General features: G+C 63.5%; 11 protein-coding genes. 7 read left to right on the top strand and 4 right to left on the bottom strand.

All coding sequences use genetic code 11. The features are described from left to right. Window positions 1–37 precede the first annotated feature (37 nt). Window positions 38–1,054 carry an endo-1,4-beta-xylanase gene (locus J2Z17_RS24940; protein ID WP_209949523.1) on the bottom strand — a complete coding sequence of 339 codons (1,017 nt, stop codon included), beginning with the start codon at window positions 1,052–1,054 and terminating at the stop codon, window positions 38–40. Window positions 1,055–1,465: 411 nt separating this feature from the next. On the opposite strand from J2Z17_RS24940, the gene J2Z17_RS24935 reads away from it, so the two are divergent. Beyond that, window positions 1,466–2,734, top strand: a complete 1,269-nt coding sequence (locus J2Z17_RS24935) for a cation:proton antiporter (RefSeq protein WP_209949521.1) — start codon at window positions 1,466–1,468, stop codon at window positions 2,732–2,734. Window positions 2,735–2,777: 43 nt separating this feature from the next. On the opposite strand, the gene J2Z17_RS24930 is transcribed toward J2Z17_RS24935, so the two are convergent. Continuing rightward, entirely contained in the window at window positions 2,778–3,188 is a 411-nt protein-coding gene (locus J2Z17_RS24930) for a hypothetical protein (RefSeq protein ID WP_245224350.1), read from the bottom strand. A 134-nt stretch (window positions 3,189–3,322) separates the two neighbouring features. Between J2Z17_RS24930 and J2Z17_RS24925 the strand changes: the two genes are divergently transcribed. The 5 genes from J2Z17_RS24925 to J2Z17_RS24905 all read left to right on the top strand — a co-directional run bounded on the left by J2Z17_RS24925 (window position 3,323) and on the right by J2Z17_RS24905 (window position 8,705). Next, window positions 3,323–4,615: an NAD(P)/FAD-dependent oxidoreductase gene (locus J2Z17_RS24925; RefSeq protein ID WP_342454461.1), complete on the top strand. Its 1,293-nt coding sequence runs from the start codon at window positions 3,323–3,325 to the stop codon at window positions 4,613–4,615. Window positions 4,616–4,750: 135 nt separating this feature from the next. After that, on the top strand, window positions 4,751–6,106 hold the full coding sequence (locus J2Z17_RS24920; RefSeq protein ID WP_209949517.1) for a glutamine synthetase family protein: 1,356 nt from the start codon (window positions 4,751–4,753) through the stop codon (window positions 6,104–6,106). 11 nt (window positions 6,107–6,117) lie between these two features. Next, complete coding sequence (locus tag J2Z17_RS24915) at window positions 6,118–7,416, top strand: NAD(P)/FAD-dependent oxidoreductase (protein ID WP_209949515.1); 1,299 nt, start codon at window positions 6,118–6,120, stop codon at window positions 7,414–7,416. Between the two features lie 375 nt (window positions 7,417–7,791). Beyond that, complete coding sequence (locus J2Z17_RS24910; protein WP_209949513.1) at window positions 7,792–8,163, top strand: ArsR/SmtB family transcription factor; 372 nt, start codon at window positions 7,792–7,794, stop codon at window positions 8,161–8,163. 2 nt (window positions 8,164–8,165) lie between these two features. Continuing rightward, entirely contained in the window at window positions 8,166–8,705 is a 540-nt protein-coding gene (locus tag J2Z17_RS24905; protein WP_209949511.1) for an SRPBCC family protein, read from the top strand. Window positions 8,706–8,778: 73 nt separating this feature from the next. Here J2Z17_RS24905 and J2Z17_RS24900 read toward each other — a convergent pair whose 3' ends face one another. Both J2Z17_RS24900 and rirA read right to left on the bottom strand, forming a co-directional pair. Continuing rightward, window positions 8,779–9,186 carry an SRPBCC family protein gene (locus J2Z17_RS24900; protein WP_245224349.1) on the bottom strand — a complete coding sequence of 136 codons (408 nt, stop codon included), beginning with the start codon at window positions 9,184–9,186 and terminating at the stop codon, window positions 8,779–8,781. Window positions 9,187–9,322: 136 nt separating this feature from the next. Further along, on the bottom strand, window positions 9,323–9,796 hold the full coding sequence (rirA, locus tag J2Z17_RS24895) for an iron-responsive transcriptional regulator RirA (RefSeq protein ID WP_209949509.1): 474 nt from the start codon (window positions 9,794–9,796) through the stop codon (window positions 9,323–9,325). A 189-nt stretch (window positions 9,797–9,985) separates the two neighbouring features. Between rirA and J2Z17_RS24890 the strand changes: the two genes are divergently transcribed. Beyond that, on the top strand, window positions 9,986–11,026 hold the full coding sequence (locus tag J2Z17_RS24890) for a Fe(3+) ABC transporter substrate-binding protein (RefSeq protein ID WP_209949507.1): 1,041 nt from the start codon (window positions 9,986–9,988) through the stop codon (window positions 11,024–11,026). The last annotated feature ends 23 nt before the right edge of the window (window positions 11,027–11,049 follow it).

Raw genomic sequence — 11,049 nt, 5'->3', positions numbered from 1 at the left:
CCCGTCGCTCACCGCGTTGGGGGAAGGTTCACATGGCTCAATTCTCAATGGAAATTATGCGCCTAACCGGCTCAGTTCTGCGTGGAAACCAACACCCGTCAAAAGGCAGGCCCCGGTTTTCGGCGCTGCGGGCACCCTTCACGTCGAGACGCTTGTATTCCTCGGAATTCAGCCAGGACAAGTTATCCGACAGCCCCCAGGTCGTGACGCCCTTCACATTGGGGACCTCGAGAACGATATCAAGAAAGCGCTGGACTTCGTCGGACACGCGTTGGTCGCGAACATCGCGCGGGGCCGAGAGGTCCGCCTCCTGAACGTCGAGTTCGGAAATATAGATCTCCATGCCGAGATCCGCGACGGCCTCAAGAAAGGGTCTGAGAATCCGCTTATTGACATGCCCCTTGCCGAGATCAAGGTGTGCCTGCATACCCAGGCCCTCGAAGGCGGTGCCGTTTCGCTTGTGCTGTTCCAGCAGGCTCAACATCGCGCGGCGACGCGCATTGTCGACCGGATTGTCATACTCCAGGCTGTAGTCGTTCAAGATGAATGTCGCGTCCGGCGCATGTGCGCGCGCTTCCTCCATCGCCCTTTCAATATATTGCGGGCCGAAGGCCTTGTAGAACGGGTTACGGCGAAGATTGTCCTGTTCACTCGTATCGATCGCTTCGTTGACGAGATCCCATTGATGAATACGTCCCCGATAGCGAGACAGCACGGTCGTCATGTAGGTGGCGACAATGGACCAGTCCCCCGGGTGCTGCTCCAGATGCGCCTGTGCCCATGGTGGAATGCTCTGTCCCCAGAGCAAGGTGTGGCCGTGAACGGCAAGGCCGTTTTTGTCGGCAAATGCCAGAAGGTCATCGACCGGCTGGAAATTAAACCGCCCTCGTTCCCATTCGAGAGCCGCCCATTTGAGCTCGATCTCAGGTGTGATCGCTCCGCAATTGCTGACAATCGCCTGACGAAGTGCGGGCAACTCGGCCAATTGATCGTGGCGTACCGCAGTGCCAAAATACCGGCCCTGCCCCGCAAGCTTGGCATTCAAACCGGACATCGCTACCGGACTCCACGCCGTCGCAGCCTCACGCGGGAATGCCGCCGCGACGGACGTGGCGGCAAGTCCTGCTAGAAATGCTCGACGGTTTGCGATCAATGTCCTGCCTCATGGTTGGAAGCAGGATTGCCAGTCGTTTCTTAAAACCTCGCTAATTTCATTTTTACAATCCGTGAGAACGGTGAAAAAGACTGCAATTGGCCGGTTAACCGTGAAGACGGAGGCACCACTTCCGACTTGCCACCTCCTCGGCCCGCTTGGACGCTTGAGCACTGCCACACGGTGCTCGGACCTCTATCGACCCCGTATCCCCGGATCGATATCGACATGAGGGCGCCGGAAGCCTCCGGGTCGATCACCCCACCCAACTTTGCCCTCCCCAGCCATCGCTCGGTCTGCTAAGACCGCGGCATGGAATTTGCCGCGCCCGCCCCCTTCGATGTCATCGCCATCGTTTTGACGATGACCGCAGTCTTCAGCTGGATCAACGAACGGTTTTTGAAATTGCCGAACACCGTCGGCATTCTGCTGATGGCGCTTCTGGTGTCGATCGGGCTGCTCGGGGTCAATGCGCTGTTTCCGGCGATCAGTCTCGACCAGAGCCTGGAAACGGTGGTCCGTGCCGTCGACTTCCAGGAAACGCTGCTGACCGGCATGCTGGCCTTCCTGCTGTTCGCCGGCGCGCTGCATGTCGATTTCTCGACGCTGCATTCGCGCAAGGTGGTCGTCGCGGTGATGGCGACCTTCGGCGTGCTGATCTCCAGCGGCCTGATTGCGACGGCCGTGTGGTTCGTCAGTGCGGCGATCGGCACGCCCATTCCCTTCATGTGGGCGCTGGTCTTCGGCGCGCTGATTTCGCCGACCGATCCGGTCGCGGTGCTCGCTGCGCTGAAGGCGGTGGCGATGCCGGCTTCGCTGCGCGCGGACCTGAGCGGCGAATCGCTGTTCAACGACGGCGTCGGCGTCGTGCTGTTCAGCGTCACACTGGCGATGGCAAGCGGCGGGGAACAGGGCCTGGCTGCGCTCGGCGACGCCAGTTCCATGCTCGTCGTGGAGGCCCTTGGCGGCGGACTGCTGGGCCTTGCCGCCGGCTTCCTGTCGTTCAAGGCGATGGAAAAGGTGGACAATTATTCGGTCGAGGTGATCGTCTCGCTGGCCACCGTCACCGCCACCTATGCGTTTGCGGACCATATCCATGTCAGTGGACCGATTGCGGTGGTGGCGGCCGGCCTGTTCCTCGGCAATCGCGGACCGCAGCGGGCGATGAGCGACCTGACGCAACGCTATCTCTTCGGCTTCTGGACATTGATCGACGAGATCCTCAATGCGGTGCTGTTCCTGCTGATCGGGCTCGAAGTGCTGATCCTGCGCAGCGAAGCACAGCTGTTGACCTTGCTGCCGCTGGCGGCGATCCCGATCGTGCTGCTCGCCCGCTTCATCGCCGTCGGGCTGCCGATACTGGCCATGCGCCCCTGGCAGACCTTCGTCCGCGGCACGGTGGCGACGCTGACCTGGGGCGGGTTGCGCGGCGGCATATCGGTGGCACTGGCCCTGTCCTTGCCGGAAATTCCGGAAAAGGCGACGATCCTTGCGGCCACCTATGTCGTCGTGCTGTTCACCATCATCGTCCAGGGCCTGACATTAACACGCGTCGTGCGCCGTGTGGTCACGCCGGAATAATCAAGAATAAGCCGCAGCCAAGGCCTTCCGCCGCAGCGGCTTGTCAAGGCTTGGGCGTCGGATCGGCCGGCACGTCCTGCGGCTTGATCACCGGCGTTTCGCCCGTATCGGGTGCCGGCTCGACCATCTCGTGATCGCCGACGACCGGCGGCTTCAAGACGCCGTTGCAGTCGTCCAGCGTCTCCGTCAGGGATTGCTCGTCCTCGGCAGAGCCGCTGTCCTTGCCGGTCGCCTGATCGTCGGCCGGCTGATCCGGATCGGTCGGCACGATGCAGTCGGTCTTCGGCGCGGCATCAACAGCGCCGGCGGATGGGGGAAACACCAGCACGGATGCGCTCAGCACCACGAGCGGTGCCAGCATGCGCGCCAGTCGCCGCGCGACGCCCGCATTGGCGTTCGTTTCAAGGCCTGTATCCATGCGGTTCTGCTGCCTGTTGAAACCATGCGTCTTCATTGGAAACCTCCCATCGGCCGATTGTCTCTTGCAACAACAACCGCCGGGCTGCCTGCCTTGTTCCGCATGGGAGCGGCATCGAGATTCAGTTGCATGCCGCCTTTTTGCTGTTGCGCGGCGGCAAGGGCGGCGCCATGGTGTCCCGATATCGCGGCGCATCACGGATTTCCAGTCAGACCATGCCGGCAGAAACAATTGTCCTCGGCGCCGGCATCATCGGCGTGTCCACAGCCATCCACCTTGCCCGGCGCGGCCGCGCCGTCACCCTTGTCGACCGACGCGGCGCGGGCGAAGAGACCTCGTTCGGCAATGCCGGGCTGATCCAGCGCGAAGGCATCGTGCCCTACGGCTTTCCGCAGGAGATCGCCCAGCTGTTCCGCTACGGGCTCAACAACCGCATCGACATGCACTACCACGCGCGCTTCCTGCCGAAGATCGCCCCCTTTCTGGCGCGCTACTGGTGGCATTCGAACACGCCCCGGCACGCGGTGATCGCCAAGGCCTATGCGCCGCTGATCGAAAATTCGGTAACCGAACACAAGGACCTGATCGAGGCGTCCGGCGCCGACGCCCTGATCGGCCGCACCGGCTGGGTCGAAGCCTTCCGCAGCACCGCCAAGCGCGACGCGGTGCTGGCCGAGGCAGAGGGCCTGCGCCGCGATTACGGCATCGGCCACAAGGCGCTTTCGGCAGACGAATTGCGGCGCACCGAGCCGCATCTGTCGCGCGACTTCGTCGGCGCCCTGCAATGGACCGATCCGTGGACGGTCAAGGATCCGCATGCGCTGACGCTTGCCTATCTGCACTATTTCGAGAGCCTCGGCGGCCGCTTCGTCCATGGCGATGCCAAGACGCTGAAACAGACGGGAACGGGCTGGCAGGTGCAGACGGTGGATGGCCCCGTCGAGGCGCCGGAAGTGGTGCTGGCGCTTGGGCCCTGGGCCGACGAAATCACCCGCCCGCTCGGCTACCGCTTCCTGCTCGGCGTGAAGCGCGGCTATCACATGCATTATGCCCCGGCGGGAAACGCGGTGCTCAACAACTGGACCATGGATGTCGAGAAGGGCTTCTTCCTGGCGCCGATGAACAAGGGGATCCGGCTGACGACGGGCGCCGAATTTGCCGATCGCGATGCGCCGAAATCGCCGGTGCAGCTGGAGCGCGCCGAAAAGGTTGCCCGCGACATCTTCCCGCTGGCCGAAAGGCTCGATGCCGAACCGTGGATGGGCGCTCGCCCGGTCACGCCGGACATGCTGCCGGTGATCGGCAAGGCGCCGCGCCATGACGGCCTCTGGTTCGCCTTCGGCCATGCGCATCACGGGCTGACGCTCGGCCCGGTCACCGGCCGGCTGATCGCCGAGGCGATGACCGGCGAAAAGCCCTTCCTCGACATCGCCGCCTGGCGACCGGAGCGCTTCGCCATCTGAAATCCTTAGCAATGATGGGACGAGATCGGGCCCGTGCTATGGCGAAGGCCGGGGGCGCATGGTAAGCCTTGGCCCCTGCTGCCGGGCCACACGCGGACCGGCAGATACCCGCCTTCAGTCACTGCCGGAATCTCGATGGATATTCATAGCCAGGTCAAAGCCTTCTTCGACGCCAACCCGGACATCGAGGTCCTCGAAGCCTTCGTCATCGACGTCAACGGCGTGCCGCGCGGCAAGTGGATCCCGCGCGAACGGGCGCTGGACGTGCTGACCAACGGGATGGCGATGCCGCGCTCGGTCTATGCGCTGGACGTCTGGGGCCGCGACGTCAATGCCGCCGGTCTTGCCGAAGGCACCGGCGATCCGGACGGCATGTGCTTTCCTGTGCCCGGCAGCCTGTCGCGCGTCCCCTGGCTGTCGCGGCCGACGGCCCAGGTGCTGCTGCAGATGGAAGTCGACGGCAAGCCCTTCTATGCCGATCCGCGCCGGGTGCTTGCCAATGTCGTCGAACGGCTGGCCAAGGCGAAGATGACGCCGGTGGTGGCGACCGAACTCGAATTCTACCTGATCGACCCGGTGCGCTCGGCGCTCGATCCGGTCCGCCCGCCCAACACCCGCGACGGACGCTGGCACACCGGCCAGACCCAGGTTCTGTCGATCTCGGAACTGCAGGATTTCCAGGACGTGTTCCACGGCATTGCCCAGGCAGCCCGCGAACAGGGCGTGCCGGCCGACACGACGCTGCGCGAAAACGGTCCCGGCCAGTACGAGATCAATCTCAACCATGTGCCGGACGCGTTGAAGGCCGCCGACTACGCCGTGCTGCTGAAGCGGATCGTCAAGGGCGTTGCCCGCAGCAACGGCCTCGACGCCACCTTCATGGCCAAGCCCTACGGCATGCAGGCGGGCTCGGGCATGCATGTGCATTTTTCCATGCTCGATGAGGCCGGCAACAATATCTATGCGGGGGCCGACGGTCCCTCCGACAAACTGATGCATTCGGTGGGCGGGCTGATCGAGAACATGGGCGAGAGCATGGCGATCTTTGCCCCGCACCAGAACTCCTTCCGCCGTCTTCGCCCGTCCGAGCATGCGCCGACCTATGCCTCCTGGGGGATCGACAACCGCTCGGCCGCCGTGCGCGTCATCACCGCGTCGAAGCCCGCGACCCGCATCGAGCACCGTGTCGCCGGTGCCGATACCAACCCCTATCTGGTTCTGGCGATGATCCTCTCGGCAGCACTCTTCGGCATGCGCGAAAAGCTCGCGCCGGGCGGCGCCATCACCGGCGACGACCACGCGATCAACCACGAGCCGCTGCCGACCAACTGGGATCTGGCGCTGCAGCGCTTTGCCAAGTCGAGCTTTGCCTATGCCGCGCTCGGCCCGAAATACCGCTCGCTCTATTCGGCCTGCAAATACCAGGAAGTCTCCGAATTTGCCCTGCGCGTCACCGATGTCGAGTATGACGCCTATATCAGAACCGTCTGAGGTTGACTGCGATGCCCCATACATCCGCCACCAATCCCGGCCATGCGCCCTCCTATTATGCCTTTTCGGCCAATGACAAGCGGGTCCGCGATCCGCTCGTCGGCGATCACGAGGCGGATGTCTGCGTGATCGGTGCCGGTTTCACCGGCATTTCGGCGGCGCTGCAACTGTCGGAGAACGGCTACAAGGTCATCGTCGTCGAAGGCGAACGGATCGGCTACGGCGCATCGGGGCGCAATGGCGGCCAGATCGTCAATGGCTACAGCCGCGATCTGGAGGTCATCGCCAGGCGCTACGGCCCGGACCGTGCGGCGGCCCTCGGCAAAATGTCGCTGGAAGGCGCCGCGATCATCCGCGAACGCGTGGCGAAATACGGGATCGAATGCGATCTCGTCGACGGCGGCTTCTTCGCCGCCTTCACCGACAAGCAGATCCGCGAAATGGCCGAGGTGAAGGCCAACTGGGAAAAGCACGGCCATTCGGGGCTGGACATGGTCTCGAAGGGCGAGGTCGGTCGCTATGTGAAGACCGACCGCTATGCCGGCGGCATGATCGACCGGCTGGGCGGCCATATCCATCCCTTGAACCTGGTGCTCGGCGAAGCGGCCGCTGCCGAAAGTCTCGGGGCCCGGATCTTCGAGACGTCGCGCGTCACCGATGTCGAGATGGGGGCTGCCCCCGTGGTCAGGACAGCCACCGGGTCGGTCAAGGCGAAATACGTGCTGGTCTGCGGCAATGCCTATATGGGCGCGATGCTGCCGCAGATCACCGACAAGATGATGCCGGTCTCCAGCCAGGTGATGGCGACCGAGCCGCTCGATGCCGGCCTGATCGAAAGCCTCCTGCCGGCCAATTACTGTGTCGAGGATGCCAATTACGTGCTCGACTACTACCGGCGCACGGCCGACAACCGTCTGCTCTACGGCGGCGGCATCGGCTATGGCGGGCAGGACCCGGCCAATCTGACCGGCGTCATCCGCCCGAACATGCTGAAGACCTTTCCGCAACTGGCAGACACGAAGATCGATTTCGCCTGGTCGGGCAATTTCGCCCTCACCCTCACCCGCATCCCGCATATGGGCAAGCTTGCCGACAACGTGTTCTTCTCCCACGGCGACAGCGGTCACGGGGTGACGACGACCCATCTGCTCGGCAAGATCCTCGGCGAAGCCGTCGCCGGCCATGCCGGCCGCTTCGACGTCTGGTCCTCGCTGCAGGCCTACCCCTTCCCCGGCGGCAAGACATTCCGCGTGCCGCTCACCATGCTCGGCGCCTGGTGGTACGGCCTGCGCGACAAGCTCGGGGTTTAGGAGTTCGAACCTTTCGAACTAAGTTCGGGGCGCCCCCTCTGTCCTGCCGGACATCTCCCCCTCAAGGGGGGAGATCGGCTGGGCGCGGCCGCTCGACCGATGCATGCCGGTGACTGGAGGAAATGGTCGGGTCCGTGAAGCGATGATTTGGCCAAAATGAAGCTGACTACCGCCAGAAACGCGGGAGAGGTCCGGCAGGCTCGCCACATTCTGATCTTCCCCGTTGAGGGGGAGATGGCCGGCAGGCCAGTGGGGGGGTAGCGACGGATTGAAAGTCGAGCGAATGGTCGGGGTGAAACACGACGTTTTCCCAATCCGCAAAATCATTCAACCAATCGGTTGACAATCATTTTCCGCTCGTCCATATTCAACCACATGGTTGATTATCTCGCACCCCAACTCGACACCGTGTTTCATGCCCTGGGCGACGCCACCCGCCGCGATATGCTGCGGCGGCTGTCTGCCGGGGAGCGCACCGTGTCGCAACTGGCCGCCCCCTTCGACATGTCGCTGGCGGCCGCCTCGAAACATATCAAGGTTCTGGAAGGCGCCGGGCTGATCCGCCGGGAGGTGCAGGGCCGCACCCATATGTGCCGGCTGGAGCCCGGGCCGCTCGCCAGCGCCCATGAGTGGCTCCGCCACTACGAGCAGTTCTGGAACAGCAGGCTCGACACGCTGGAACGCCTTCTGCGCGACGACGATGCCCGTCGCTCGGACAATTCTGACGACAACAACAAAGGAGAATGACGATGAACGAGATTGCCGAAATCGATGCCTATGGCGTCGTGACAGAACCTGCCACCATCCAGATCCGCCGGCGGCTGCCGGGTCCGATCGACCGCGTCTGGGGCTATCTGACCGACAGCGACCTGCGTCGCCAGTGGCTGGCCTCCGGCGACATGCCGCTTGCGGCGGATGCGGCCTTCACGCTGACATGGCGCAACGACGAGCTCACCGATCCGCCGGGTGACAAGCCGGAAGGCTTCGGCACGGAGCACAGCATGGACTCGACGATCCTCGAGATCGATGCGCCGCATCGGCTGACCTTTGCCTGGCCGCCGCGCGGCGAAGTCACCTTCGAGCTTCGCGAAAAGGCAGGCGAGGTCTTGCTGACCCTCACCCATCGCCGCATCTCCGACCGCACCAACATGCTGATGATCGGCGCCGGCTGGCACATGCATCTCGACATTCTGGTCGCAAGGATCGCCGGCACGCAGCCGGAGCCCTTCTGGGATGGATGGAAGCGGCTGAAGGCGGACTACGACCAGAGGCTCGGCGCCGACCTCTGAAACTTTCGCGCCCCCCGCGCCTCGCCGCCCCGCCTCCGCGGCGGGGCGCTCCATGCCGTGCACGGCGCTGCGTTCAGCCGGCCGCCTCGCCGAGCGCCTTCAGCGCCAGGAGGTCGCGCATCACCCAGTCGCGGTCGGCGGCAAATCTTTCGTCCGTCATGCCGGGATACTGGAACAGCGTCAGCATCACCTCGCTGCCGGTGCCATTGGCGATGATCCTGAGGGGGATGTAGAAGATGGTGTCGCCACCGATATCGACCCAGTGGTCCATCACGCCATGGGGATTGTGGTCGGTAAACCTGACGCGGATCGGTCCTTCCGGCCCCTGCCCCGTCCATGTGCCATCCGCTTGGGCCTGCAGTCTGGCCTGGCTCAGCCCGGAAGCCCACGCGGCGAAACGCTCGGGATGCCAGACCTGCTCATAGAGAGCCTTCGCCTCCCGCGTCACCGTGCAGGTGACCACCGCCGAATTCATCATCATCGACCCTCCGCTCGACATTTCCGCAGTCCCGCAACGCTAGCATGCAACAACGCGCTGCCGCTACCGGGCTGCCGTCCGAACGAAAAAAGCCCTGCGCTGGCAGGGCTTTTCGACATATGGAGCGGTGCTCCGTCGCTCAGGCGGCGGGTGCTGCCGCCTTGCGCGGCGCCAGGTCGTCGAGGCCGAGCAGCATGTTGATCGACGGGCGCGCCTTCACCAGATCGTCGATCGTGTATTCGGCCAGCACCTCGAAAAAGGCGTTCAGCGCCTTGCGCAGGGCGGAGTTCAGGCCGCAGCTGTCGACCAGAGGACAATCGATCTCGCCGTCATCCTCGAAGCATTCCGCCATGGCGAAGCTGTCCTCGGTGACCTTGACGACATCGAACAGGGTGATCTTGTCGGCGGCCCGGCCGAGGCGAACCCCACCATTGCGACCGCGCACGGTTTCCACCAGGCCGGCCTTGTTGAGCGGCTGCAGGATCTTGAACAGGAAGAGTTCGGAGACGCCGTAGGCCTTGGCGATTTCCGGGATGCGGCTCAGCTGGGTATGGTTGGCCGCGCAGTACATCAGCATACGAACGGCATAATTGGTCTGCTTGGTCAAACGCATGCTTCACTCCCGACTCAAAGGCAGTCTTGTTAGGCTTGGGCCCTATATAGCGTCATTCGTACTTTTGAACAATTCCAAATTAGTCAAGTTTTCGACCCGTCCACCCCGGCGGCGGCCGGCCGCGCGTTGACCTGCGGATTATTTATGAATATCACGCTCAAGTAATCCGGCATACAGGGGAGACACGCCATGTCGACGACCATTTTCAACCGCGCCGCCGTCGCTTTCGCCATTGCAGCGGGCGTGGCCGGGCCGGCGCTGGCCGATGGCGAGGTCAACATCTACTCCTACCGCCAGCCGGAACTGATCCAGCCGCTGCTCGACGCCTTCACCAAGGAAACCGGGATCGAGACCAATGTGCTGTTCCTCGACAAGGGCTTGGTCGAGCGCATGGCAGCCGAGGGTCGCAACTCCCCGGCGGACGTGATCCTGACCGTCGACATCTCCCGCCTGGTGGAGGCCAAGGAAGGCGGCGTGACCCAGCCGCTGAAGGATGAGCTGATCGACAAGGACATCCCGGCGAGCTTCCGCGATCCTGAAGGAGAATGGTTCGGCCTCAGCACCCGCGCCCGCGTGGTCTATGCCTCCAAGGACCGGGTGTCGGACACGAAGATCACCTATGAGGAACTCGCCGACCCCAAATGGAAGGGGCGGCTTTGCATGCGCGACGGCCAGCATTCCTACAATATCGGCCTGTTCGCCTCGATGATCGCACACCACGGCGCCGACTATACCGAGACCTGGCTGAAGGGCCTGCGCGACAACCTTGCCCGCAAGCCGGACGGCAACGACCGCAGCCAGGCCAAGTCGATCATGGCCGGCGAATGCGATATCGCGCTCGGCAACACCTATTATGTCGGCCTGATGATGACCAACGATAAGGAACCCCAGGAAAAGGAATGGGCGGCCGCCATCAAGATCCTGTTTCCCAATACCGACGACCGCGGCACCCATGTGAACATTTCCGGCATGGCGCTGGCGAAATACCCACCGAACAAGGACAATGCCGTCAAGCTGATGGAATTCCTGGCCTCCGGCGAGGCGCAGACGATCTATGCCGAGCAGGTGTTCGAATATCCTGTCATGCCGGGCGCCGAGCCGTCCGCGATCGTCAAGTCCTTCGGCGACATCAAGCCGGATGCGCTGCCGCTGGCCGACATCGCCGCCAACCGCAAGACCGCCTCGGAACTGGTCGACAAGGTCGGCCTCAATGACGGTCCGCAGGGCTGAGCTTTCCTCGGCTCACTGATCGT

The organism is Heterorhizobium halophytocola, from assembly GCF_017873095.1.
GTDB lineage: Bacteria > Pseudomonadota > Alphaproteobacteria > Rhizobiales > Rhizobiaceae > Allorhizobium > Allorhizobium halophytocola.
Note: the sequence above shows the minus strand (reverse complement) of the source record. Positions and strands in the feature narration are given on the sequence as shown.